Source organism: Pseudomonas sp. MWU349, from assembly GCF_017947325.1.
Lineage (GTDB): Bacteria > Pseudomonadota > Gammaproteobacteria > Pseudomonadales > Pseudomonadaceae > Aquipseudomonas > Aquipseudomonas protegens.
In genome coordinates, this window is record NZ_JAFEVP010000004.1 from 93,678 (window position 1) to 118,487 (window position 24,810).

Annotated in this window: 24 protein-coding genes; 11 read left to right on the plus strand and 13 right to left on the minus strand. The window is 63.4% G+C overall.

The features are described from left to right. The first annotated feature begins 61 nt into the window (after positions 1–61). Positions 62–1,039, plus strand: a complete 978-nt coding sequence (locus KCG88_RS16745) for an NADPH:quinone reductase (RefSeq protein WP_210712748.1) — start codon at positions 62–64, stop codon at positions 1,037–1,039. A 64-nt stretch (positions 1,040–1,103) separates the two neighbouring features. On the opposite strand, the gene KCG88_RS16750 is transcribed toward KCG88_RS16745, so the two are convergent. The 3 genes from KCG88_RS16750 to KCG88_RS16760 all read right to left on the minus strand — a co-directional run bounded on the left by KCG88_RS16750 (position 1,104) and on the right by KCG88_RS16760 (position 3,920). Then, entirely contained in the window at positions 1,104–1,661 is a 558-nt protein-coding gene (locus KCG88_RS16750) for an L-threonylcarbamoyladenylate synthase (protein ID WP_011058414.1), read from the minus strand. 54 nt (positions 1,662–1,715) lie between these two features. Next, a complete protein-coding gene (gene dprA / locus KCG88_RS16755) occupies positions 1,716–2,822 on the minus strand; it encodes a DNA-processing protein DprA (protein WP_210712749.1) in 1,107 nt (368 codons plus the stop codon). A gap of 87 nt (positions 2,823–2,909) precedes the next feature. Then, the gene (locus KCG88_RS16760; RefSeq protein ID WP_210712750.1) at positions 2,910–3,920 is read right to left on the minus strand and encodes a LysM domain-containing protein; all 1,011 of its coding nucleotides are present in this window, start codon (positions 3,918–3,920) and stop codon (positions 2,910–2,912) included. Positions 3,921–4,073: 153 nt separating this feature from the next. On the opposite strand from KCG88_RS16760, the gene def reads away from it, so the two are divergent. The 5 genes from def (at position 4,074) to KCG88_RS16785 (ending at position 8,912) form a co-directional block, all read left to right on the plus strand. Continuing rightward, the gene (gene def, locus KCG88_RS16765; RefSeq protein WP_011058411.1) at positions 4,074–4,580 is read left to right on the plus strand and encodes a peptide deformylase; all 507 of its coding nucleotides are present in this window, start codon (positions 4,074–4,076) and stop codon (positions 4,578–4,580) included. A 212-nt stretch (positions 4,581–4,792) separates the two neighbouring features. After that, entirely contained in the window at positions 4,793–5,752 is a 960-nt protein-coding gene (gene fmt / locus KCG88_RS16770) for a methionyl-tRNA formyltransferase (protein ID WP_210712751.1), read from the plus strand. Further along, entirely contained in the window at positions 5,749–7,074 is a 1,326-nt protein-coding gene (rsmB, locus tag KCG88_RS16775; RefSeq protein ID WP_210712752.1) for a 16S rRNA (cytosine(967)-C(5))-methyltransferase RsmB, read from the plus strand. Before fmt ends, rsmB begins: the two co-directional genes overlap by 4 nt. A gap of 22 nt (positions 7,075–7,096) precedes the next feature. Then, complete coding sequence (trkA, locus tag KCG88_RS16780; protein ID WP_011058408.1) at positions 7,097–8,470, plus strand: Trk system potassium transporter TrkA; 1,374 nt, start codon at positions 7,097–7,099, stop codon at positions 8,468–8,470. A gap of 124 nt (positions 8,471–8,594) precedes the next feature. Then, positions 8,595–8,912 (plus strand): tetratricopeptide repeat protein, encoded by a 318-nt coding sequence (locus tag KCG88_RS16785; RefSeq protein ID WP_047290172.1) that lies wholly within the window; start codon positions 8,595–8,597, stop codon positions 8,910–8,912. A 171-nt stretch (positions 8,913–9,083) separates the two neighbouring features. On the opposite strand, the gene KCG88_RS16790 is transcribed toward KCG88_RS16785, so the two are convergent. The 3 genes from KCG88_RS16790 to tag all read right to left on the minus strand — a co-directional run bounded on the left by KCG88_RS16790 (position 9,084) and on the right by tag (position 10,889). Continuing rightward, positions 9,084–9,323, minus strand: a complete 240-nt coding sequence (locus KCG88_RS16790; RefSeq protein WP_011058406.1) for a PilZ domain-containing protein — start codon at positions 9,321–9,323, stop codon at positions 9,084–9,086. Between the two features lie 72 nt (positions 9,324–9,395). Then, positions 9,396–10,283 carry a lysophospholipid acyltransferase gene (locus KCG88_RS16795; RefSeq protein WP_011058405.1) on the minus strand — a complete coding sequence of 296 codons (888 nt, stop codon included), beginning with the start codon at positions 10,281–10,283 and terminating at the stop codon, positions 9,396–9,398. A 42-nt stretch (positions 10,284–10,325) separates the two neighbouring features. After that, positions 10,326–10,889 carry a DNA-3-methyladenine glycosylase I gene (gene tag / locus KCG88_RS16800; protein WP_047290171.1) on the minus strand — a complete coding sequence of 188 codons (564 nt, stop codon included), beginning with the start codon at positions 10,887–10,889 and terminating at the stop codon, positions 10,326–10,328. An 81-nt stretch (positions 10,890–10,970) separates the two neighbouring features. Here tag and glyQ point away from each other — a divergent pair, with 81 nt between their 5' ends. The 4 genes from glyQ (at position 10,971) to KCG88_RS16820 (ending at position 15,380) form a co-directional block, all read left to right on the plus strand. After that, a complete protein-coding gene (gene glyQ, locus KCG88_RS16805; RefSeq protein ID WP_003177094.1) occupies positions 10,971–11,924 on the plus strand; it encodes a glycine--tRNA ligase subunit alpha in 954 nt (317 codons plus the stop codon). After that, positions 11,921–13,975: a glycine--tRNA ligase subunit beta gene (gene glyS / locus KCG88_RS16810; RefSeq protein ID WP_047290170.1), complete on the plus strand. Its 2,055-nt coding sequence runs from the start codon at positions 11,921–11,923 to the stop codon at positions 13,973–13,975. The genes glyQ and glyS overlap by 4 nt, the downstream gene beginning before the upstream one ends. Positions 13,976–13,992: 17 nt before the next feature. Continuing rightward, positions 13,993–14,526: a D-glycero-beta-D-manno-heptose 1,7-bisphosphate 7-phosphatase gene (gene gmhB, locus KCG88_RS16815; protein WP_011058402.1), complete on the plus strand. Its 534-nt coding sequence runs from the start codon at positions 13,993–13,995 to the stop codon at positions 14,524–14,526. A gap of 83 nt (positions 14,527–14,609) precedes the next feature. After that, positions 14,610–15,380 (plus strand): lysophospholipid acyltransferase family protein, encoded by a 771-nt coding sequence (locus tag KCG88_RS16820; protein ID WP_047290169.1) that lies wholly within the window; start codon positions 14,610–14,612, stop codon positions 15,378–15,380. Positions 15,381–15,561: 181 nt separating this feature from the next. Here the strand turns inward: KCG88_RS16820 and KCG88_RS16825 are convergent, their stop codons facing one another. The 3 genes from KCG88_RS16825 to KCG88_RS16835 all read right to left on the minus strand — a co-directional run bounded on the left by KCG88_RS16825 (position 15,562) and on the right by KCG88_RS16835 (position 19,584). After that, positions 15,562–17,880, minus strand: a complete 2,319-nt coding sequence (locus KCG88_RS16825; RefSeq protein WP_210712753.1) for a CHASE2 domain-containing protein — start codon at positions 17,878–17,880, stop codon at positions 15,562–15,564. Positions 17,881–17,898: 18 nt separating this feature from the next. Next, positions 17,899–18,897, minus strand: a complete 999-nt coding sequence (locus tag KCG88_RS16830; protein ID WP_210712754.1) for a FecR domain-containing protein — start codon at positions 18,895–18,897, stop codon at positions 17,899–17,901. 399 nt (positions 18,898–19,296) lie between these two features. Next, a complete protein-coding gene (locus KCG88_RS16835) occupies positions 19,297–19,584 on the minus strand; it encodes a hypothetical protein (protein WP_047338201.1) in 288 nt (95 codons plus the stop codon). A gap of 228 nt (positions 19,585–19,812) precedes the next feature. Between KCG88_RS16835 and KCG88_RS16840 the strand changes: the two genes are divergently transcribed. Continuing rightward, complete coding sequence (locus KCG88_RS16840; protein ID WP_047338200.1) at positions 19,813–20,541, plus strand: response regulator transcription factor; 729 nt, start codon at positions 19,813–19,815, stop codon at positions 20,539–20,541. 27 nt (positions 20,542–20,568) lie between these two features. Here the strand turns inward: KCG88_RS16840 and KCG88_RS16845 are convergent, their stop codons facing one another. From KCG88_RS16845 to gyrB, 4 genes are all read right to left on the minus strand, one after another. Beyond that, positions 20,569–20,889, minus strand: coding sequence for a hypothetical protein (locus KCG88_RS16845; RefSeq protein WP_199522646.1), 321 nt, complete (start codon positions 20,887–20,889; stop codon positions 20,569–20,571). Continuing rightward, positions 20,886–21,371: a DUF4265 domain-containing protein gene (locus tag KCG88_RS16850; protein WP_210712755.1), complete on the minus strand. Its 486-nt coding sequence runs from the start codon at positions 21,369–21,371 to the stop codon at positions 20,886–20,888. The genes KCG88_RS16845 and KCG88_RS16850 overlap by 4 nt, the downstream gene beginning before the upstream one ends. Positions 21,372–21,519: 148 nt before the next feature. Continuing rightward, positions 21,520–22,044, minus strand: a complete 525-nt coding sequence (locus KCG88_RS16855) for a DUF4265 domain-containing protein (RefSeq protein WP_210712756.1) — start codon at positions 22,042–22,044, stop codon at positions 21,520–21,522. A gap of 345 nt (positions 22,045–22,389) precedes the next feature. Beyond that, positions 22,390–24,807, minus strand: a complete 2,418-nt coding sequence (gene gyrB, locus KCG88_RS16860; RefSeq protein ID WP_011058394.1) for a DNA topoisomerase (ATP-hydrolyzing) subunit B — start codon at positions 24,805–24,807, stop codon at positions 22,390–22,392. Positions 24,808–24,810: the final 3 nt, after the last annotated feature.

Here is a 24,810-nt window from a genome sequence, read left to right on the forward strand (position 1 = left end):
GAAGGTCAAGCAGAGGAGTCCGATAGAGCACTTTCACGACACGTCCGAGGAGAGAATGCAGATGGCCAAACGTATCCAGTTCCGCGCCCATGGCGGCCCCGAAGTGCTCGAATATGTGGATTACCAACCGGCGGAACCGGGCCCGCAACAGGTTCGCGTCAGCAACAAGGCCATCGGCCTGAACTTCATCGACACCTATTTCCGCAGCGGTCTCTACGCACCGCCCGCCCTGCCTTCGGGCCTGGGGGCCGAAGGCGCGGGCGTGGTCGAGGCCGTGGGCAGTGCCGTGACCCGTTTCAAGGTCGGCGACCGCGTGGCTTACGGCAGCGGCCCACTGGGGGCCTACAGCGATGTGCATGTGTTGCCCGAAGCCAACCTGGTACGCCTGCCGGACGCCATCAGCTTCGAACAGGCCGCCGGGGTCATGCTCAAGGGCCTGACCGTGCAGTACCTGCTGCGCCAGACCTATGAACTGCAGGGCGGCGAGACCGTGCTGTTCCACGCCGCCGCCGGCGGTGTCGGCTCCCTGGCCTGCCAGTGGGCCAAGGCCCTCGGGGTAAAGCTGATCGGTACCGTCAGCTCGCCGGAAAAGGCCGCCATCGCCAAGGCCCTGGGCGCCTGGGAAACCATCGACTACAGCCATGAAGACGTGGCCCAGCGAGTGCTGGAACTGACCGGCGGGAAGAAGTGCCCGGTGGTCTACGACGGCGTGGGCAAGGACACCTGGCTGACCTCCCTGGACTGCCTGGCCCCACGCGGGCTGATGGTCAGCTTCGGCAACGCCTCTGGCGCAGTGGACGGGGTCAACCTGGGGATTCTCTCGGCCAAGGGCTCGCTGTACGTGACCCGGCCGACCCTGGCCAGCTACGCCAACAATGCCGAGAACCTGCAGCGCATGGCCGACGACCTGTTCGGCATGATTGCCAGCGGCAAGCTGAAGATCGAGATTGGCCAACGCTTCGCCCTGGCGGATGCGGCCAAGGCCCATATCGAACTGGCGGCACGACGCACGACTGGCTCGACTGTGCTGCTGCCTTGAACGCCTTCGCCGGCAAGCCGGTTCCTACCGAGTATCGTAGGAGCCGGCTTGCCGGCGATGCGCTTCAGGAAGGCCGAACTACCTTGCCGGTAGCCAGGTCACGGATCAGGCTCGGGTTTTTGCGCCCGCCCAGGCTGCCACTGAGGACCAGATCCAGTTGCCCACGGAAATACTGCTCGATGCGCAGCCGCGTGCGCGCCGCCGGGCGCCCCTGGGGGTTGGCCGAGGTGGAAATCAGTGGGCCCACCAGTGAGCACAGCTCACGCACCAGCGGATGGTCGCTGACCCGCAGCGCCACCGTGTCATGGACCCCGGTGACCCACTCGGGCAACAGGTTCTGATGGGGCACCAGCCAGGTATTGGGCCCCGGCCAGGTGCTGGACATGCGATCGATCCAGGTGTCCGGGAAGTCCTCGAAGAGGAAATCGAACTGATGGATATTATCTGCGATCAGGATCAGGCCCTTGTCCACCGACCGTGACTTGATCGCCAGCAGGCGATCCACCGCCTCTTCATTCCACGGATCGCACCCCAGGCCCCAGACCGCTTCGGTTGGATAGGCAATCACCGCCCCTGCGCGAATCTCTCGTGCGGCTTGCTGCACGCGCCAACTGCTGACCATTGCCGACTCTCCAGATAAAAGCTGTGCGCAGTTTACCGATCCTGCTTATAAAACCTAGCTCAGACGCGCATACCAACGCCCATTTTCATGGACCGCACGGCCTTCGATCTCCAGCTCGGTCAGGGCCGCCAGCACCCGGGGCAGGGGCCAGCCGCTGGCACTGGCCAAGGCTTCGCTGCTGTGGGGCGCCGCATGCAGCAAGGCCAGCAACGGGTGGGTACAGGCCGCTGTCGGCAACGTGGCGCTGGGCGGCAGGTTCTGCCAGCCGGCCAGGGTCTCCAGGATGTGCTGCACGCTTTCCACCAGCACCGCGCCGTCGCGGATCAACTGATGGCAGCCCCGGGCACCGGGGTGGTGGATAGAACCGGGGATGGCATACACCTCGCGGCCTTGCTCCGCCGCCAGCCGCGCGGTAATCAGCGAACCGCTGGCGACACTGGCCTCCACCACCAGCACGCCCAGGGACAGGCCACTGATGATTCGATTGCGCCGGGGGAAGTGTTCCGCACGCGCCGGGGTGTCCAAGGGGAACTCGGAAACCACCGCGCTGCCCTGGTCGATCATGGCCCTGGCCAGGGCCCGGTGCCGCTGTGGATAAAAATTTTCCAGGCCAGTGCCCAGCACGCCCACGGTGCGCCCGCCAACCTCCAGGGCCGCCTGATGGGCAGCGCCATCGATGCCCAGGGCCAGGCCGCTGGTGATGACAAAACCGGCGCGGGCCAGGCTGCGGGAAAAGGCCCCGGCGGTGTCCAGACCCGGTCGCGATGCGCGACGGCTGCCCACCATCGCCAACTGTGGCCGTTCGAGAATCGAGGGGTCGCCGGCCACGAACAGCAGCGGTGGCGCATCCTCGAGTTGCGCCAGCAAGGGTGGGTAGCCGGGCTGGTCCCACATCAGCAAATGCTGGGCCTGGCTGTCTATCCAGGCCAATGCGCGACGGGCGCCGTCGCGCACCTGGGGGCTGCGCCGGGCCTCGCTGCAGGCTGGCGGCAGGTCCAGGGAACGCCAGGCACTGGCCGGGGCACTGAGTGCTTTAGAAGCACAACCGAATGCCTGAACCAGGCGCTGAAAGCGCATCGGCCCGAGTTCGGGCAGAACGTGCAAGCGCAATCGGGCTTCCAGTTCTGCCGGGGAAATGCTGCCGCTCATCGAGTTCGACATGGATCATCCTTGATCGTCAGGGCTCCAGCCTGCGCTGGAACAAGCTGTGGATAACTCTGTTGGTAACTTGTTGAGGAAAGATCTCCCTCAGGGGTTGCGAACCTTGTCCAGCACCGCCAGCGAACGGGTGGCCTTGAGTACCAATCCGTAGCTGAGCCTGTCGTAGCTGCGGAACACCATCAGCCAGCCGGCCGCCTCGTCGGGGATCTTCAGCGGCTCGCCGGTCTGCCGGTCGCGCACGGTTTCACCGGTCTTGATCACCGCCAGCACGTTGCCCTCCAGCAGCCCGTCGCGGCGCCCGCGGTTGAGGGTCACCACATCCAGGGCGCCGATCTGAGTGACCCCTCGGGGCACGTCGATGATCAGCCCTTCCACCGGCCGTTGCGGGGCACTGGGGCTGAAGGAGCCCGGCAACCCCGAGGTATCGACGGCCAGCAAGCGATCACCCAGGCGCACTTCCTGGTTGCTGCTCTGCAACGTGAGGGTGGCCAGGTCACCCTCGCTCGCCACCACCCGGGCGCTGCCAATGGCATCGGCGTTGACCCCCAGCAGTTCCTGGCTCAGGGGGTCGCGGTAGATCTTGCCCTGGCGGAACAGCTCATAGACCGGCTGCTCAGGGTCCAGCCGGCCACGGGCGAAAAGCCGGTCGCCCATGCCACCCAGCACCCGCTCGCCCTCGCCGGCCACGATGTACGGCGCCTGCTCAAGGGCCCCGGGCTGATCGACGATGCGGTTGTCCAGCAAGAAGCTGCTGATCGCTTGCAGGGGAATGCTCGGAATCGGGGCAGGGGGCAGGCGCCGGGCCTGGGGCGCGAGCTTGACCGTCGGCGGCGCCGCTGGTCGCTCCAGCTGCAGGCGTGGCGGGCCGTCATTGCGCACCAGTTGCAGGCGGTCGCCGGGGAAGATCTGCCCGGCGAAGCCCGCCGGCCAGAGCTCGCGCCATTGCCAGGGCTGCTGCAGATACAGGCTGGCGACGCTCCACAGGGTATCGCCCGGCTGCACCCAGTAGTGCTGTGGATAACTGTCCCGCAGTTGCACCTGGGCCTGGCCGATGGCGGTCCAGCCCGCCAGCAGCAGGGCGAACAGTGATTTCCTCATGGGCTGAATCCCTTTATTATGTGCGTTCGCGTGAAACGCCAGAGCCTGCACGGCTCGCTCCATCCCAGAGCACGTTTTGCACCGGCGGCCCAGGTCCAGAACCTGCGCGGACGCCGACTCCGCCCTTACTTCACACGTGTAGCAATTACGCTTATGGCCATTTTAAACATCCTCGAATTCCCTGATCCGCGCCTGCGCACTATCGCCAAACCAGTGGCCGTAGTGGACGACGAAGTGCGTCAGTTGGTCGACGACATGTTTGAAACAATGTATGAGGCCCCAGGCATCGGTCTGGCGGCGACCCAGGTCAACGTGCACAAACGCGTGGTGGTCATGGACCTGTCCGAAGACCGCAGCGAACCACGGGTGTTCATCAACCCCGAGTTCGAAGCCCTGACCGACGAGATGGACCAGTACCAGGAAGGCTGCCTTTCGGTACCGGGCTTCTACGAAAACGTCGACCGCCCGCAACGGGTCAAGATCAAGGCCCTGGACCGCGACGGCCAGCCCTACGAGCTGATCGCCGAAGGTTTGCTCGCCGTGTGCATCCAGCACGAATGCGACCACCTGAACGGCAAGTTGTTCGTCGACTACCTGTCCACGCTCAAGCGTGACCGGATCAAGAAGAAGCTGGAAAAGCAGCATCGCCAGCAGGCTTGATGACCGTCTTGCAAAGGCTTGCCAAGCAGGCTGAGTGAAAAAGTCGCGAGTGAGAGCAAGACAAGGCAAAAACAGGCGAGGAAGCGGAGTTTAGGCCCCTAAATGAGCATTCCGAGCCTGTTTTTAACGCAGTCTTGCCGAACGCAGCAGTTTTCACACAGCCTGCACGGCAAGCCTTTTTCTTTTCCGCATGTTTAACATCGAGAATTCCCATGACTGAGCCACTGCGCATCGTCTTCGCCGGCACCCCCGAATTCGCCGCCGAACACCTCAAGGCCCTGCTCGACAGCCCTTACCAGATCGTTGCGGTCTACACCCAGCCGGACCGTCCGGCGGGGCGCGGGCAGAAGCTGATGCCCAGTCCGGTCAAGCAGCTTGCTCTGGAAAACGACCTCACCGTGCTACAGCCGCCGACCTTGCGCAATGCCGAGGCTCAGGCCGAGCTGGCAGCGCTCAAGCCGGACCTGATGGTGGTGGTGGCCTACGGCCTGATCCTGCCCCAGGCGGTGCTGGATATTCCGCGCCTGGGTTGCATCAACAGCCACGCTTCGCTGTTGCCACGCTGGCGCGGTGCCGCGCCGATCCAGCGTGCGGTGCAAGCCGGTGACGCGCAAAGCGGGGTGACCGTGATGCGCATGGAAGCCGGCCTGGACACCGGGCCGATGCTGCTCAAGGTCAGCACCCCGATCAGCGCCGAAGATACCGGCGGCAGCCTGCACGACCGTCTGGCCGAGATGGGCCCGCCCGCAGTGCTGCAAGCCATCGAAGGCCTGGCCGCCGGCACCCTGGAAGGCGAAGTCCAGGACGACAGCCTGGCCACCTACGCCCACAAGCTGAACAAGGACGAGGCGCGCATCGACTGGAGCCGCCCGGCCGTGGAGCTGGAGCGCCTGGTGCGGGCCTTCAACCCCTGGCCGATCTGCCACAGCAGCTTGAATGGCGAAGCGCTGAAAGTGCTGGCCGCCACCCTGGCCGAAGGCAAGGGCGCGCCGGGGGAAATCCTCGGCGCCAGCAAGGACGGCCTGATCGTTGCCTGCGGTGAGCAGGCGCTGTGCCTGACCCGCCTGCAACTGCCCGGGGGCAAGGCGCTGAACTTCAGCGACCTGTTCAACAGCCGTCGCGAGAAATTCGCCATCGGCACCCTGCTCGGCCCAGCAGCGGAGGCCCAATGAACCCGCGCCTGGCCGCCGCCAAGGCGCTGACCGCCGTGCTCAACGGCAAGGCCTCGCTCAACAGCTCGCTGCCGATTCAACTGGACAAGGTCGAGGCCCGGGATCGCGGCTTCACCCAGGACCTGGCCTTCGGCACCGCGCGCTGGCAGCCACGGCTGTCTGCCCTGGCGACCAAGCTGCTGCAGAAGCCGTTCAAGGCAGCCGACGCCGATGTCGAAGCATTGCTGCTGGTGGGCCTCTATCAGTTGCTCTACACCCGGGTTCCGGCCCACGCAGCCATCGGTGAAACCGTGGGCTGCGCCGACAAGCTGAAAAAGCCTTGGGCCAAGGCCCTGCTCAATGCCGTGCTGCGCCGCGCCCAACGCGAAAGTGAAACGCTGCTGGCCGAGCTTGAGCACGACCCGGTGGTGCGCACCGCGCACCCGCGCTGGTTGCAGAAATCCCTCAAGGCGTTCTGGCCCCAGCAGTGGGAGGCCATCTGCGCCGCCAACAACGCCCACCCGCCGATGATCCTGCGGGTCAACCGCCGGCATCACTCCCGCGATGCCTACCTGAACCTGTTGAGCGAAGCGGGGGTTGCGGCCAAGGCTTGCGTCTACAGCCAGGACGGCATCGTCCTCGACGAAGCCTTGGATGTACGCAGCCTGCCAGGCTTTACCGAAGGCTGGATCAGTGTGCAGGACGAGGCCGCGCAACTGGCCGCCGAGCTGCTGGAACTGGCACCGGGGCAACGGGTGCTGGACGCCTGCTGCGCCCCGGGCGGCAAGACCTGCCACATCCTCGAAGTGCAACCGGCCCTGGCCGGCGTGGTGGCGGTGGACCTGGAAGCCAAGCGCCTGGTGCGGGTACGGGAAAACCTAGACCGCCTGGGGCTCGACGCCCAATTGATCGCCGCCGATGGCCGCGACACCCAGGCCTGGTGGGACGGCAAGCCGTTCCAGCGGATCCTGCTGGACGCGCCATGCTCGGCCACCGGGGTGATCCGCCGCCATCCGGATATCAAGCTGACCCGCCAGCCCGAAGACATCGCCGCCCTGGCGCAACTGCAAGGCGAACTGCTGGATGCCATGTGGCAGGCCCTGGAAGTGGGCGGCATCCTGCTCTACGCCACCTGCTCGACGCTACCTACCGAGAACACCGAGGTCATCGAGGCCTTCCTGGCCCGCACCCCGGGTGCTCGTGAATTGGACATCGGCGGCCAACTGGGGCAGCCTGCGGCCGGCCTCAAGCAGCCCCACGGGCGCCAGTTGCTGGCGCAAGAAGGCGGCCACGACGGCTTCTACTACGCCAAGTTGATCAAGATCGCCGCCGCACGCGGTTAAACGGTTTTAAGGGAGTGACTGGATGAAGATCATCATCCTCGGCGCCGGGCAAGTGGGTGGCACGCTGGCGGAACACCTGGCCAGCGAAGCCAATGACATCACCGTGGTCGACACCGACGGCGAACGCCTGCGCGACCTCGGCGACCGCCTGGACATCCGCACCGTGCAGGGCCGCGCCTCGTTCCCGACGGTGCTGCGCCAGGCCGGCGCCGACGACGCCGACATGCTGGTGGCGGTAACCAACAGCGACGAGACCAACATGGTCGCCTGCCAGGTGGCCCACACCCTGTTCCACACCCCGACCAAGATCGCCCGGGTGCGCGAAGCCGCCTACCTGACCCGCGCCGGGCTGTTCGACAACGATGCGATCCCGGTGGACGTGCTGATCAGCCCCGAGCAGGTGGTGACCAACTACATCAAGCGCCTGATCGAGCACCCCGGTGCGCTGCAGGTGATCGACTTCGCCGAAGGCAAGGCGCAACTGGTGGCGGTCAAGGCCTACTACGGTGGCCCGCTGGTGGGCCAGCAACTGCGCCAGCTGCGCGAGCACATGCCCAACGTCGATACCCGGGTGGCGGCGATCTTCCGTCGCGACCGGCCGATCATGCCCAAGGGCGATACGGTGATCGAGGCCGACGACGAAGTGTTCTTCATCGCCGCCAAGGCCCACATCCGCGCGGTGATGAGCGAGATGCGCCGCCTGGAGGAATCCTACAAGCGCATCGTCATCGCCGGTGGCGGGCAGATCGGCGAGCGCCTGGCCGAGGCCATCGAAAGCCGCTACCAGGTGAAGATCATCGAGATGAACCCGGCCCGCTGCCGCTATCTCTCCGACACCCTGGACAGCACCGTGGTGCTGCAGGGCAGCGCCTCGGACCGCGACCTGCTGCTGGAAGAGAACATCGCCGACGCCGATATCTTCCTGGCCCTGACCAACGACGACGAAGCCAACATCATGTCCTCGCTGCTGGCCAAGCGCCTGGGTGCGAAGAAGGTGATGACCATCATCAACAACCCGGCCTATGTCGACCTGATCCAGGGTGGCGACATCGACATCGCCATCAGCCCACAACTGGCCACCATCGGCACGCTGCTGGCCCACGTGCGCCGCGGCGATATCGTCAGCGTGCACTCCCTGCGCCGGGGCGCGGCGGAAGCCATCGAGGCCATTGCCCACGGTGACGCCAAGTCGAGCAAGGTGATCGGCCGCGCCATCGAGAACATCGGCCTGCCGCCGGGAACCACCATCGGCGCGATCATTCGCGACGAAGAAGTGCTGATCGCCCACGACGACACGGTGATCGAAGCCGGCGACCACGTGATCCTGTTCCTTGTGGATAAAAAACACATCCGCGACGTGGAGAAACTGTTCCACGTCGGCCTGAGCTTCTTCTGATCAACAACTCTGTAGCCGCTGCCGAAGGCTGCGATCGACTGCGCAGCAGGCGCTGCCCTTGCGAAGGCCCTGCGGGCCTGATCGCAACCTGCGGCGGCTACATGAGCCCACAGGAGTGACAACGATGCTTGAATCCCTGGAAAAAATGCTCGCCAAGGGTGTGGATAACGCCCTGCTGCGCTTCGGCCTGGGCAAGGGTTACCTGGATCAGGGCGATTTCGCCAAGGCCGCCGAGCACCTGCAACGTTGCGTGGCCTTCGACCCCAAGTATTCCGCGGCGTGGAAGTTGCTGGGCAAAGCCTGCCAGGGGCAGGGCGACCTGCCGGCAGCGCGCCAGGCCTGGGAACAGGGCCTGGAAGCGGCCCGGAGCCACGGCGACAAGCAGGCGGAAAAGGAAATGACGGTGTTCCTGAAAAAACTCGACCGCCAGTCTCAAGGCTGACCCCACCCCTGCTCGGTAGCCGCTGCTGCAGGCTGAGAACGAGCTGGGCGGCACTGCGATGCAGTGCTCGCTAGCTCTGAAGACCCGCACAGGCTCGATAAGAGAGCGCCAAGCAAGGCCCTTCGGTCCTTTTCGCAGCCTCGCGAGCTCGGCAGCGGCGACGGGGCGATTTCACAGGTAGCGCAGGGCGATCCCTTCAGCGTCCACTTGCACCACTTCCATGCGCACCCGCGGCGCCGTCACCGGCAGGCCTTGCACCTGGCCGTAGACCACCGCGCCCTTGGGCAGTCTTGCCAGGGCCGGGCTCTGTACATAGACGCCGCTGGCGGACAGGTTGCGGGTCTGCCCCAGGCATTCGCCGATGCTTTCGTGGGAAATCTTGATGCGGAACGACTTGCGGTGATCGGACATCTTCTGCGCCCTTGTTCGGTGTGCTGTGGATAACTCCCGGTGGGGGATTATCCACAGATCGTGCCAGCTCCTTCAGTACCAGCGCGCCTCGCCAGGCGGGCGCTTCTTGAAGCGTTTCATGCTCCACATGTACTGGCTCGGATAGGCCCCCACATAACGCTCGACCACCTTGCTCATGGCCGCGCAGGAGGTTTCGGTATCAGTGCTGTACATGTCTTCCGGCGCCGCTTCGAGGATCACCTTGTAGCCCGAGCCGTCGGGCAGGCGCAGGGCATGGAGGAACACGCCGACCGCCTTGCCGCCGGCCAGCATGTTCGGCACGAACTTGCTGGTCAGGGCCTGGGTGGCGAAGAAGGGCACGAAGATCCCGGCGGATTCGGCCGGTTCCGGGTCGGCGGGGATGCCCACTGCACCCCCTTTGCGCACTTCCTTGATGACGCTGAGGATGCCTTCCTTGGTGGAAGCCGCCACGCGGTTGCCCAGCTGCACCCGCTGCTTGCGCAGCAGTTCGTCCACCGCCTTGAGCTTGGGCGGACGGTAGAAAATGATCGGTTTGCACTGGCTGCAATAGAAGTGATTGAGCACTTCCCAGTTGCCCAGGTGGCTGGTGATGCCGACCACGCCCTTGCCCGAGGCCAGGGCGTCCTTGAGCACCTCCAGGCCCTCGACTTCACGCACCAGGGCAATGGAACGCTCGGCCGGCCAGATCCAGGCGCAGGCGCTTTCGGTCAGGGACTTGCCGATGTCCTTCAGGCTCTGGCCCACCAGGCGCTCGCGTTCCGCCGGGTCCATCTGTGGAAAACACTTGGCCAGGTTGATGCGCACCACCTCGCGGGAACGATTGGGCGTCTTCCACATGATCCAGCCGATGGCTGCGCCGACCGCCTGCACCGCGCGCCAGGGCAGCAGGGCAAACAACCGCAGAGCGCCCACCAGCAGGGCGCCTTTGAACTTATCCACAAATGACTCCTGATCTTGGTCATGAAGCGTGTCGCCAGCCGGCTATTCTAACCGCGCATCGGCCAGGATGGCGTAGCGATCACAGTCCAGGGTGTGGTCCATGACCATCCCCGAGGCCTGCATCAGCGCATAACAGATGGTCGGGCCGACGAAAGTGAAGCCGGCCTTGCGCAAGCCGCGGCTCATGGCTTCGGCCTCCGGTGTCACCGCCGGCACTTCGCTGCGGTCCTTGAAATGGTTGATCTTCGGCACGCCACCGACGAAGGCCCAGAGAAAGGCCACCGGGTCTTCCAGCTCCAGCCAGGCCTGGGCATTGCGCCGCGCGGCGTTGAGCTTGAGGCGGTTGCGGATGATGCCCGGGTCCTGCATCAGGTCGTCGATCTCGGCATCGCTCATCTGCGCCACGCGCTGCACATCGAAGCCGAACAGCACCTGGCGATAGTGCTCGCGCTTCTTCAGCACGGTGATCCATGACAGCCCGGCCTGGAACCCTTCGAGCAATAACAACTCGAACAAGCGCTGCCCATCGCGCAGCGGCACGCCCCACTCCTGATCGTGATAAGCCATGTACAGCGGATCTTCGGAACACCAAAAGCAGCGTGGCATAAGGCTCCAGGGGGCGTGCGCAGGACTGAATCGGGTATACTCCCGCTCCTTAAATCGCAGCCCAAGTAACAGGTGAATTTCGTGAGCCAGCCTACGCCAGCCGTGCGTACCTTCCAAGACTTGATCCTCGCCCTCCAGCAGTACTGGGCCGAGCAAGGTTGTGTGGTACTTCAGCCCTACGATATGGAAGTAGGCGCCGGCACTTTCCACACCGCTACCTTCCTGCGGGCCATCGGCCCGGAAACCTGGAACGCCGCTTATGTGCAGCCCAGTCGTCGCCCGACTGACGGCCGCTACGGCGAAAACCCCAACCGCCTGCAGCACTACTATCAGTTCCAGGTGGTCTTGAAGCCCAACCCGGAGAACTTCCAGGAGCTGTACCTGGGTTCCCTGAAGCACGTGGGTCTGGACCCGCTGGTGCACGACATCCGCTTCGTCGAGGACAACTGGGAATCGCCGACCCTGGGCGCCTGGGGCCTGGGCTGGGAAGTCTGGCTCAACGGCATGGAAGTGACTCAGTTCACCTACTTCCAGCAAGCCGGTGGCATCGAGTGCTACCCGGTAACCGGTGAAATCACCTATGGCCTGGAACGCCTGGCCATGTACCTGCAGGGCGTGGATTCGGTATACGACCTGGTGTGGGCCGACGGCCCGTTCGGCAAGGTCACCTATGGCGATGTGTTCCACCAGAACGAAGTGGAGCAGTCGACCTACAACTTCGAACACGCCAACGTCGAGAAGCTGTTCGAACTGTTCGATTTCTACGAAAGCGAAGCCAAGCGCCTGATCGAGCTGGATCAGCCGCTGCCGCTGCCGAGCTATGAAATGGTCCTCAAGGCCTCGCACACCTTCAACCTGCTGGATGCACGCCGGGCAATCTCGGTCACCGCACGTCAGCAGTACATCCTGCGTGTGCGCACCCTGGCGCGTTCCGTGGCGCAAGCCTACCTGCTGGCCCGGGCCAAGCTGGGCTTCCCCATGGCGACCCCGGACCTGCGTGATGAAGTGTTGGCTAAGTTGGAGGCGGCACAATGAGTGCGCAAGATTTTCTGGTTGAACTGGGCACTGAAGAACTGCCACCCAAAGCCCTGAACACCCTGGCCGAAGCCTTTCTGGCCGGCATCGAAAAAGGCCTGCAGAGCGCCGGCCTGAGCTTCCAGGCCAAGCACGTATACGCCGCGCCACGGCGCCTGGCGGTCCTGATCACCCAGCTGGCCACCCAGCAGCCGGATCGCAGCATCAACCTCGATGGCCCGCCACGCCAGGCGGCGTTCGACGCTGAAGGCAACCCGACCCAGGCGGCCCTGGGCTTTGCCAAGAAGTGCGGCGTCGAACTCAGCGAGATCGACCAGAGCGGCCCGAAACTGCGCTACAGCCAGAGCATCAAGGGCAAGCCGACCGCCAGCCTGCTGCCGACCATCGTCGAAGATTCGCTGAACGACCTGCCGATTCCCAAGCGCATGCGCTGGGCCGCGCGCAAGGAAGAGTTCGTGCGTCCGACCCAATGGCTGGTGATGCTGCTGGGTGACGACGTCATCGACTGCACCATCCTGGCCCAGAAGGCCGGTCGCGACTCCCGCGGCCATCGCTTCCACCACCCGCAAAGCGTGCGCATCACTTCGCCGGCCAACTACCTGGCCGACCTGCGTGCCGCCTACGTGCTGGCCGACGCCAACGAGCGTCGCGAGCTGATCAGCAAGCGCACCGCAGAACTGGCCACCCTGCAGGAAGGCACGGCGATCGTCCCGGCGGACCTGCTGGACGAAGTGACCGCCCTGGTGGAATGGCCAGTGCCGCTGGTGTGCTCGTTCGAGGAGCGTTTCCTTGAAGTGCCCCAGGAAGCCCTGATCACCACCATGCAGGACAACCAGAAGTATTTCTGCCTGCTGGACGTGGACGGCAAGCTGCTGCCGCGCTTCATCACCGTGGCCAACATCGAGAGCAAGGACCCGCGCCAGATCATCGAGGGCAACGAGAAAGTCGTGCGCCCACGCCTGACCGACGCCGAGTTCTTCTTCAAGCAGGACAAGAAGCAGAAGCTCGAAGACTTCAACCTGCGCCTGCAGAACGTGGTCTTCCAGGAAAAACTCGGCAGCGTCTACGACAAGGCCGAGCGGGTTTCCAAGCTGGCCGCCTTCATTGCCCCGCGCATCGGCGGCGACGCCCAGCGCGCAGCCCGTGCCGGCCTGCTGTCCAAGTGCGACCTGGCCACCGAGATGGTCGGCGAGTTCCCGGAGATGCAAGGCATCGCCGGCTACTACTACGCCCTCAATGACGGCGAGCCGGAAGATGTAGCCCTGGCCCTGAACGAGCAGTACATGCCCCGTGGCGCCGGTGCCGAGCTGCCCAGCACCGTGACCGGTGCCGCCGTAGCCATCGCCGACAAGCTGGACACCCTGGTGGGGATCTTCGGCATCGGCATGCTGCCCACCGGCAGCAAGGACCCCTACGCCCTGCGTCGCGCGGCACTGGGCGTGCTGCGGATCCTGATCGAGAAGAAGTTCGACCTCGACCTGAACGAAGCCGTGGCCTTCGCCGTCAGCGCCTTCGGCAGCAAGGTCAAGGCCGCCGGCCTGGCCGACCAGGTGCTGGAGTTCATCTTCGACCGCCTGCGTGCCCGTTACGAAGACGAAGGCGTGGATGTGGCCACCTACCTCTCGGTGCGTGCCCTGAAGCCGGGTTCGGCCCTGGACTTCGACCAGCGCGTGCAAGCCGTGCAGGCCTTCCGCAAGCTGCCGGAAGCCGCCGCCCTGGCCGCGGTGAACAAGCGCGTGTCGAACCTGCTGAGCAAGATCGAAGGCAATGTGCCGACCACCATCGAAGCCAAGTACTTCGACAACGCCAACGAGTTCTCCCTGTACTCGGCGATCCAGCAAGCGGACCAGGCTGTACAGCCCATGGCCGCTGCCCGCCAGTACAGCGAGACCCTGGCCCGCCTGGCAGCCCTGCGCGAGCCGGTGGACGCCTTCTTCGAGGCGGTGATGGTCAATGCCGAGGACGCCAATGTACGGGCCAACCGCTACGCGCTGCTGGCGCGGCTGCGGGGCCTGTTCCTGGGCGTGGCCGACATTTCGGTACTGAGCTGATCAGGTAAGGAACTGCTGTGAAACTGCTGATACTCGATCGTGACGGCGTGATCAATCACGACTCCGATGCCTACATCAAATCGGTGCAGGAGTGGATTCCGCTCCCCGGCGCGATCGAAGCCATTGCGCAGTTGAGCAAGGCCGGCTGGACGGTGGCGATCGCCACCAACCAGTCCGGCATCGCTCGCGGCTACTACGACCTGGCCACCCTCGATGCCATGCACGCGCGCCTGCGCGAACTGGTGGCGGAGCAGGGCGGCGAAGTCGGGCTGATCGTCTACTGCCCTCACGGGCCCGACGAAGGGTGCGCCTGCCGCAAACCGAAACCGGGCATGCTGCGAACCATTGCCGAGCATTACCAGGCAGAACTGACAGGTCTATGGTTTGTCGGTGACAGTCTCGGTGACCTGGAAGCCGCAAAAGCCGTCGACTCTCAGCCAGTATTGGTAAAGACCGGGAAAGGCGAAAAGACTCTGGGGAAAACCCTGCCGGTAGGCACCTTGATTTTTGACGACCTGGCGGCCGTTGCCGCTGAACTTATCCACAATTAGGCCCCTTCTGGCATCCTGACCAAGGACTGTTCGGGAGAGCGCTTTTTAACAGGCGGGCAATGCCCGCAATGGTAAATGCCGCTATGTCGATCCTGCAGGCCATCAGAACCTTTTTCTTTTACCTGCTACTGGGCACCAGTTCCTTGCTGTGGTGCTCCCTGAGCTTTTTTATCGCGCCGTTCCTGTCTTTCAAGGCGCGCTATCGCTTTATCAACGTCTACTGGTGTCGCTGCGCGCTGTGGCTGACCAAGGTATTCCTCAATATCCGCGTAGAAGTGAAGGGCGCGGAAAATGTCCCCGAGCGGCCTTGCGTGATCGTCTCCAATCACCAAAGCACCTGGGAAACCTTCTTTCTCTCGGCCTACTTCGAGCCCCTGAGCCAGGTGCTCAAGCGCGAGCTGCTGTATGTGCCGTTCTTCGGCTGGGCCATGGCCATGCTGCGGCCCATAGCCATTGACCGGGACAACCCCAAGGCGGCCCTCAAGCAGGTGGCGAGCAAGGGCGACGAGTTGCTCAAGGACAATGTCTGGGTATTGATCTTCCCTGAAGGCACCCGTGTGCCCCACGGCCAGATCGGCAAGTTTTCCCGCAGCGGCAGCGCCCTGGCGGTGAATGCCGACCTGCCGGTGCTGCCGGTAGCCCATAACGCGGGCAAGTTCTGGCCGAAGACCGGCTGGGCCAAGCGCCCCGGCACCATCACCGTGACCATTGGCGCGCCGATGTATGCCCAAGGCAGCGGCCCGCGGGCCATCGCCGAGCTCAATGACCGAGTGGCGGCCTGGAATGAACAGGCCCAACGGGATATGGGCTCATTGCCACCATTGGCCACTTCCACGGATAAGCTTGCTGTATGAGCTTCTGTGGATAACCTGTGTACGAATTTTCCTACAAGGCCTGAAATCGACTTATAAATCACTGATTTATATGTATATTTCCCAAGTTCATAAAATGTGGAAAAACGTGCATAAGTTTTTAAGCAGACAAAAAAACCGGCCTTGAAGCCGGTTTTTTTTCACCTGGAATATTCCCCGCCCCTCATTCCTCCAGCAAAGGCAGTTCGAGGATGAAGCAAGAGCCCCGACCCACCACGCTCTGGCAACTGATACGACCCTGATGCCGATCCACCACCGCCTTGACCATGGACAAGCCCAGGCCCAGGCCATCTATGCCCTTGGCCGACGCAAAGCGCTGGTACTGGCCGAACAGCTGGGGCAGATCCGCGGCATCGATGCCCCGGCCCTCATCGCTGATCTCACAGCGCAGCCAGCCTGGGGTACAACTGACCCGCACACTCACCCTGGACTCCACCGGGCTGTACTTGATGGCGTTTTCCAGCAGGTTGAACAGCGCCCGGGTCAGTAGCGACTGGTCCGCCAGCACCAGGCCTTCGGCCTCGTCGTCCAGGTCATGCTCCAGGTGGATGTCCTTCAACTGGGCCAGGGTCGTGGCCTGATCGAAGGCGTCCAGCACCAGCATGGCGAACATGCTCGGTTCGAACTGGTAGGCCTCCGACTCGGCCTTGGCCAACTGCACGAAGGCCTCGGTCAGAGCCAGGGCCCGGCGTACCTGCTGTTCGATCTGGCCGTACACCAGCCGGGGCGTCTCCGGCTGACGACGCTGCACATCCAGCAAGGCCAGGATCGCCGAATGGGGCGCACGCAGATCATGGGACAGAAAGCGCAACAGCACGCTGCGTTGTTGTTCGGCGTCGCGCTCGACGCTGAGGTCGGTAAGGCTCAGCAGCCAGCCGATGGCGGTATCGCAGTCCACCGGCAGCAGCGGCGCCAGTTCCATGCGCAGGCTGCGCTGCTGAACATCCCGGAACTCCACCGCCGGCAGTTGTTCCAGCCGGGGGTACAAGGCCGGCTCCGTCAAGCCCGGGTAACCCAGGGCGGCCAGCTGGGCAATCAGCCCTTCGCCCACCAGGGAATGGGCAAACACTTCCCGTGCGTTGCGGTTGGCCAGCAGGATCTTGCCGTCGGGGTCACTGATCAGGGTCGCCACCGGCAGGTACTCCAGGCCATCGGCGATAAAACGCCGGGTGTCCCGGGTACGGCTCAGGGCCTGCTCCAGAGCGACGATCTGCCCCTGCAGCACATCCCCGGCCGGGGCCTGGCTGCGCCGGCGTTCCGGCAACACCTTGGGCTCGCTGTCCAGGCGCGCCAGTTCCCAGCCGAAGTAGGCCAGGATCACACTCAGCCGGCGCCAGTTCCAGATCAGGTAGGCCAGCAGCATGCCCAGCAGGCTGGCCACCGGCGACCACCAGTAGCCCAGCCGCAGCATCAGTACCGAGCCCGCCAGGCCCAGCCCCATGCAACCCAGGGTTATCCACAGCGCGTGGCGCGGCCGCCACAGCAACAGCCCGAGCAACACAGCGGTCAGGGCCATGGCCAGCAGCATCCCCGACCACTGGCCCAGGGCAACCACGCTGCGATGCTGGAGCAGGCCATTGAGCAGGTTGGCCTGGATCTCCACCCCCGGGGTGGTGCCCTGGCTGCCGGATTGCGGGGTCACGTAGCGGTCCCCCAGCCCCGGGGCCGTGGAGCCCACCAGGATCAACCGGTCGCGCAGCAGCTCCGGCGGCACTTCGCCCCGCAGCACGCTGACATAGGGCACGCTGGGAAAGCCGGCGTCGGCACTGATAAAGGGAATGCGCACCGGGTTGGACCGCAGCCACCCCTGGGCCACGCGAGGTTCACCGGGCCCGGGCATACGGGGAAATGCCGGCTCGGCTTCGGTCAGCTGGTACAGCAGCCACGTCAGTTGCGCCCGGGGAGCCAGCACCGGGCCTTCGCGCAGGTAGACGCTGCGCACCGTGCCATCGGCATCCGCCTCGGCATTGATATGGCCCAGGCCGCGGGCGCAATTGCGCAGCAGCGGCACCGGCGGGATTTCCTCAATGTCCTGGCCATAGCGGGCAACGCCCTGGCGCAGCACCGGCAGGAACACATTGCCGGCCCGGCACAGAGCGGCAGCCAGGCGGGTGTCGTTTTCCACCGTGCTGCCGGGTTCACTGAGGATCACATCGAACAGCACCCCTTTGGCCTCGGCGGCGCTCAGCCGGTCCAGCAGTTGGCCATGAATGGCCCGCGGCCAGGGCCAGCGCCCCAGTTGCTGCAGGCTGTAATCGTCGATGGTCACCAGCAGGATGCGTGGGTCCACCGGTAGCGGGGTGAAGCGCCGCAGGTTGTCGTAGAACAGATTGTTCAGGGCCAGGCCGTGGCTCAGGGACAACACCGCCGTCAGCGGCAGAAGAATCAGGCTGACCCACAGCCACTCCCGCACCAGCCCGCGGAACAGGCGCTGAGCCTGGGTCGGTTCACGGCCTTCGACCCGACGGCGCCACAGGCTCATGGACGGCCCACCGGAGCGTTATTCAACACGGGTGGTCCTGGGGTAATAAAAGATGTCATAGACCCCGGTTTCGCCTTCCAGGCCGTGCTCATCGAACGCCGAAAGACGCACGTGATAAAAAAATGCCTGCAAGCCGGTGAAGTTGACCTGCGGGGTGCTGGAGAACTGCTCCTGCTTGATGTTCAGGAAGTCCTTGTCGGTGGCGACCTGGGCCCGGTAGCGGCTGGCCCCGGGCAAAGGTTGCAGGATCAGTTGCCAGACGGGCAGGGCACCGGTCCGCCCGGCCTGCCCCAGCAGCCTCGGCGCGGCCAGCAGTTCCACCGGCTTGAGCTCGCCCTGTTTCTGGATCCGCAGCCCCTGGCGCGCCATGACCTGGACTTCACCCGGCACCGGGCCTGCCGGTTTATCCACAGGGCGCTGACGTTTATGCCGCGGTGCAGGCTGCGGCACATCCTCTTCGCGATTCACCGCCACCTGGCCATTGAGCACCTCCACCAGGGATTGCTGATCGTCATTGCGTACCCGAAAGTGAGTACCGCGAACCCCCAGCACGCCCACCGGCGTAACGATCTGGAAGCGGTCGTGATCACTGGTGCGCTTGATCACGTAGGACTCGATCTGGCCCTGCTCCAGCACAACCTGAGGGATGGCGTACTGGTTATTGAGTTGCAGGGTGACCTGGGAACTGGAAGGCAGCACCACCCGCGAACCGTCTCCCAGGGACAGGCTGACAAAGGCCGACGGCGAGGTCCTGACCCCTTCCTTCTCATCGATGCTCATGCCTTCCTGCAGGAGCACTTCACGTCCCTTGGCATCCAGTTTCCAGGCTTCGCCGGTCAGGTGTTCCACCGTGGCCGGCAGGGGCTGGCCACGGCACTGCTGGTTGTCATCGATATAGGGCAGCCGTGGCGCAGCCGCCTGTGCCGCACACAGCGGCAGAATCAGCCCGGCCAACAGCAGGGCGACACGCGCGACCTGAGGCCGGCCGGTGGACGGAAAAAGGCAGAGGTCATTCATGGATGTGCTTAGAGCCTTTGGGAAAACCGCGGCGAAATCCTACGCACCATACCTGAGGCAGATCGTTGGCAGAAAGCCGAACGCTGCGGGATGTCGCCCAAAGACAGGAACCCGGTCGGGCGAGGGCGGAAACAGGGCAGGGCGAGAAGAAAGTGACACGTCCCTGTGTCGGAACCGGGGCGACAGGTCGCCCGGCCCAAAGTCCTGAGGAGGCACTCCCTGTATTCCCCTTCAACGACGCACGCGAGCGCGCGCTGTCCCGCCAGCCTGGCGGTTGACACTCCCTGTGTCGGAGCACTTCCAGGTGCCCCCGTGTGCCACTCAGCAAGAAGCAATGTAACGCTGGCCGCAAAGCTGCGACGAATTTGCAATATTTGTTCAGAATCATTGCCGCGGCCTCTAGAACACCCAGCGCGGGGCCGGTGGCTGCAGGTTCGTGGGTAGCGCTGTCCGCCCAATCACGGGCTCGGCGTCCAGGGTCAGGTTGGAGTCACTGCCGGCGGGCAGGGCCGATCCCGGGTATTGCCCGATGCCGGAGGGCTGACAGCAGCCCGCTGTGGACGCTGGCACGGTACAGGCACTGATTCCCAGATAAGCCGCCAGCATCAAACTGAGAAGACGCACCGGATCATCGCCGCTGAATATTCTGACAAGCGCGACCTGGCCTTTCCTGAGCAGGTTCCCCATGGTTCTTTTCCTTGTTTGTACGAGCCGGTATCGTGCTGCTCAATAGCCCGACGGCCCGTGCTCCGGGCGCCTTACCGGCTATTTGATATCAGCGTACCGAGGGACCCGGGGCTCAAGAGCAATTCGCCACAATTGTTCAGATTCAGGTCAGGTGCCTAAACTTCCCCTCAGTCCGAGCCCGGCAGCCACGGCCTCGGGCGCTCTTGGAACCATAAGGAACTGCCTCGCATGCGTGTCGCGATACTGGATGACGAACCTGCGGAACTGGCGCGGGTGGAACAGACACTGCGAGAGATTCCCGGCCCCGGCGAACAGCCCTGGACCTTGCACAGCTTCGAGCGCGGAGAAGACCTGCTGCGCCAGTTGCGCCGGGAAACCTTCGACCTGCTGATCCTCGACTGGCAAGTGCCGGACCTCAGCGGCCTGTCCCTGTTGCGCTGGACCCGGGAACACATGGATGTGCCGCCGGCAGCCATCATGCTCACCAGCCGCGATGCCGAGAGCGATATCGTCCAGGCCCTGAACACCGGTGCCGACGACTACCTGAGCAAGCCCTTCCGGCCCAACGAACTCAAGGCACGGGTCAACGCGGTACTACGCCGCCATGGCTTGCAGCGCAACCACAGCGAAGAAGTGCAGAGCTTCAACGACCTGAGCTTCGATGATGCCGAACTGACCGTCACCCGCGCCGGCGCGCCCATCAGCCTGACCGAGCGCGAGTACCGCCTGGCCCGCTGCCTGTTCGCCAACCTGGGCCGGCCGCTGTCCCGGGAATACCTGTACGAACGGTTCTGGACCCATGAGGAAATCGTGTCCTCACGGCCCCTGGATACCCACATCTACCGCCTGCGCAACAAGCTGGGGCTGACCGCGGATCGCGGCTGGCAGCTGTTGACGATCTACGGCTATGGCTACCGCCTGGAAAGTGTCGCCTCGCCTGAAGAACAGGGCAGCTGACCGCTTGCCTTCAAAAGCGGCTCGATATCATTCCGGGTCCCGCCAGACATCTTCATAGCCGGCGCGGTCGATGATGAAACGTGTCCCGCTCGGCAGATACAGGTAATCGATCACCTCCGGCAACAGCTCGAGCAGATGCTCGGCGCACAGCGGCTGGTAGAAATCCACGGCGGCGGAATGTTCGCCGCAATGGATAAACCAACTGACCGTGCCGTTCTCCGGCAACTCGATCCGGGTGCCATAGATGGGCGACTGCGCCAGGGAACCGATGGCCAGTGCAATCATCGGCTCCGGTGCCTGGGGAGCGAGGTCGTAGCGTTCACAGATAAGCTGCTGTCTTTCGTTCATTGCTCCAGCCACCAATCGAGCAAGGTCTCGTCATCGGTGTCATCGAGGTTTTTATAGATGTTGGCGTAGTACCACTCGATGCCCGTGGTCTCGCGAAAACGGTTGAAGAACAGGGCGATGTTGTCCATGCCGTTTCGCGCCGGCACCGACAATGTCAGATTGCCCTTATAGCGCCCGTCGAGCATGCCACCCAATTCGCTCGCCACCTCCGCCGCCAGGGCAGCGATGTGTTCTTCAGGGATGTGATCCGAATACATGTGGATGCAGAAGTTGCCGCCACGCTTGAGCACTACGGCGGGAGCTTGCGGGTCCTTGATCGAGATAATGTCGCCCTTGGCCAGGTTCAGCGTCAGCCCCGGTGAATAGAGAATCTCATAACTGTCCTCATCGATCCGCCGTACATGCAGCGGCTCATAGACCGGGCCACGGCTGTTCTGCCCCGCAACAACCCGGATCGATATTTCCTGGTTTTCATCATCCATAACCCATTTCCGTGCGATGGCTGTTTTTACTAAAGGTGAAATGAGCCGAAACGGCTCAGCGGCGTAGCGGGGTCTGATCGATAAACACATCTCGAACGCGCCTGTTCGATGGCCGGATCGTCTCGCAGCTCAGGTGCCAGCACAGCACCTAGTGATCCCGCCAGGTGACGCACTCAAGTGAGGCCAGTGAAGAGCACTCACTCAGGCGCGCAGGCTCAATGGCCTCGTGCTGTAAACAGGCATCTTCATAGGCGACATGTTGGTCGTCGGAGATGGAGGCCAGGTATTGGTCGATGGCGCAAAAACTGACCTCGGGCGCGATATCCACGGTGAACAGCGACAGGCCCCGGGTAACCGTGCACCGGGCACCGAGGCTGCGCAGGTGCTGCACAATCTCCGAGCGCTCTGACTCGCGCTCGGCAAAAACCCGCAGCGTCGAGTGCCCGGATTGCCGCACCACGCCGGTCGCGATCAGCTCATGGGCATCGGCGCGAGTCAGCACCCAGTCCCCCTTGCTCACACCGTAGAGATAGCAGGGCGTGTTATCCAACTCATAGACACCTGCGCCTCGTTGAATGCCCCACATCGATTCATACCCCACCGGAGGGTAACCATCGGCATCGGCGGTGAGCTTGAAAATGATCTTGTGAAACTGTGCTGTCGAGGTATCCATTCCATCTCACCGAGGCGCCACCATGGGCCTCATAAACTGCACGTAAAAGAAGTTTTCCTCGAAGGAAAATATGACCTCTGCGCTGTGATAAGGCTGGGCACTGGAATGAACCAGTCCCATAGCGCCTTTGACGCTACCTGATCAAACAGTACGACGTACGACTTGCTGTTTGTCGTCAGCACTCAGGCCACAGTCCACGGCGTTGAAACGCCAGGCGATGGGGTAGGGTGCTTCATCGAATAGGTGGCTGTTTGTACCCGCGAAGGTCAACATCCTTATTTACTCCATCCAATAAAAAGGCCAACGCTAAGCGTCGGCCTTTTTATTTCCAGCTGTGCCCCCGGATCAGAAGTCCAGGTTGGACACCGCCAAGGCGTTGCTTTCGATGAAGTCGCGACGCGGCTCGACCGCATCACCCATCAGGGTGTTGAAGATCTGGTCGGCGCCGATGGCGTCTTCAATGGTCACCTTGAGCATGCGGCGCATGCTTGGGTCCATGGTGGTTTCCCACAGCTGGTCAGGGTTCATCTCGCCCAGACCTTTGTATCGCTGGATGGTGTGGCGCTTGGTGCTTTCCGCCATCAGCCAGTCCAGGGCCTCCTTGAACTCGGTGACGGCTTTCTTGCGTTCGCCGCGCTGAACATACGCGCCTTCGTCCAGCAGGGTGCTCAGTTGAGCGCCGAGGGAGACGACAGTCTTGTAGTCGTTGCTGCCGAAGAAGTCGCGGTTGAAGGTGACGTAGTTGGACAGGCCGTGGGAGATCAGCTCGACCTCTGGCAGCCACACGTTGCGTTCACGGTCTTCGCGCAGGCTGGCCTTGTAGACCAGGCCGGACTTCTCGGACGTGCGCAGGCGGGCGTCGTACTTGGCCAGCCAATCCTGCATGGCGGCGTGGTCGGACAGTTGCTCCATGGTCACGGCCGGCAGGTAGATGAAGTGCTCGGTCAGCTCCTGCGGGTACAGGCGCGACAGGCGCTTGAGGGTCTTCATCACCATGCGGAAGTCGTTGACCAGGCGCTCCAGCGCCTCGCCGGAGATCCCCGGGGCTTCTTCGTTCAAGTGCAGGCTGGCATCTTCCAGAGCCGACTGGGTCATGTAGTCTTCCATGGCGTCGTCGTCTTTGATGTATTGCTCTTGCTTGCCTTTCTTGACCTTGTACAGCGGCGGCTGGGCGATGTAGATGTAGCCGCGCTCGATCAGCTCCGGCAACTGACGGAAGAAGAAGGTCAGCAGCAGGGTACGGATGTGCGAACCGTCGACGTCAGCATCGGTCATGATGATGATGTTGTGATAACGCAGCTTGTCGATGTTGTACTCTTCGCGGCCGATGCCGCAGCCCAGCGCGGTGATCAGGGTGCCCACCTCTTGCGAGGAGATCATCTTGTCGAAGCGCGCCTTCTCGACGTTGAGGATCTTGCCCTTGAGCGGCAGGATCGCCTGGGTCTTGCGGTTACGGCCCTGCTTGGCGGAACCGCCAGCAGAGTCACCTTCCACCAGGTAGAGTTCGGACAGCGCCGGGTCCTTTTCCTGGCAGTCCGCCAGTTTGCCCGGCAGGCCGGCGATATCCAGCGCGCCTTTGCGGCGAGTCATTTCACGGGCTTTACGCGCCGCTTCACGAGCACGGGCAGCGTCGATCATCTTGCCCACCACCAACTTGGCTTCGTTGGGGTTTTCCAGCAGGAAGTCGGAGAAGTACTTGCCCATTTCCTGTTCGACCGCGGTCTTCACTTCGGAAGACACCAGCTTGTCCTTGGTCTGGGAGCTGAACTTCGGATCCGGCACCTTCACCGAGATGATCGCGGTCAGGCCTTCACGAGCGTCGTCACCAGTGGTGGCGACCTTGTGTTTCTTGGCCAGGCCTTCCTGCTCGATGTAGTTGTTCAGGTTACGGGTCAGGGCCGAACGGAAGCCCACCAGGTGGGTACCGCCGTCGCGCTGAGGAATGTTGTTGGTGAAGCACAACAGGTTCTCGTTGAAGCTGTCGTTCCACTGCAAGGCGATTTCCACGCCGATGCCGTCTTCACGCTGGATGTTGAAGTGGAACACCTGGTTGACCGCAGTCTTGTTGGTGTTCAGGTATTCAACGAAGGCCCGCAGGCCGCCTTCGTACTTGAACAGCTCTTCCTTGCCGCTGCGCTCGTCCTTGAGGACGATGCCGACACCGGAGTTGAGGAAGGACAGTTCACGAATCCGCTTGGCCAGGACGTCCCAGCTGAAGTGGATGTTCTTGAAGGTTTCAGCCGAAGGCTTGAAGTGGATCTGGGTACCGGTGGTTTCGCTGTCGCCAACGATCTTCATCCGCTCTTGCGGAACACCGTGGACATAGGTCTGTTCCCAGATCTTGCCGCTACGGCGCACGGTGAGGATCAGCTCTTCGGACAGGGCGTTCACTACCGACACACCTACGCCGTGCAGACCGCCGGAGACCTTGTAGGAGTTATCGTCGAACTTACCGCCGGCGTGGAGCACGGTCATGATGACCTCTGCCGCCGAGACGCCTTCTTCTTTATGCACATCTACCGGGATGCCGCGACCGTTGTCGCGCACGGTGATGGATTCATCCGGGTGGATGATGATGCTGATGTCGTCGCAATGGCCGGCCAGCGCTTCGTCGATGGAGTTATCGACCACCTCGAACACCATGTGGTGCAGACCGCTGCCGTCATCGGTGTCGCCAATGTACATACCGGGACGTTTGCGTACGGCATCCAAACCTTTCAGCACCTTGATGCTGGTCGAGTCGTACGTATTTTCTTCGCTCATGCC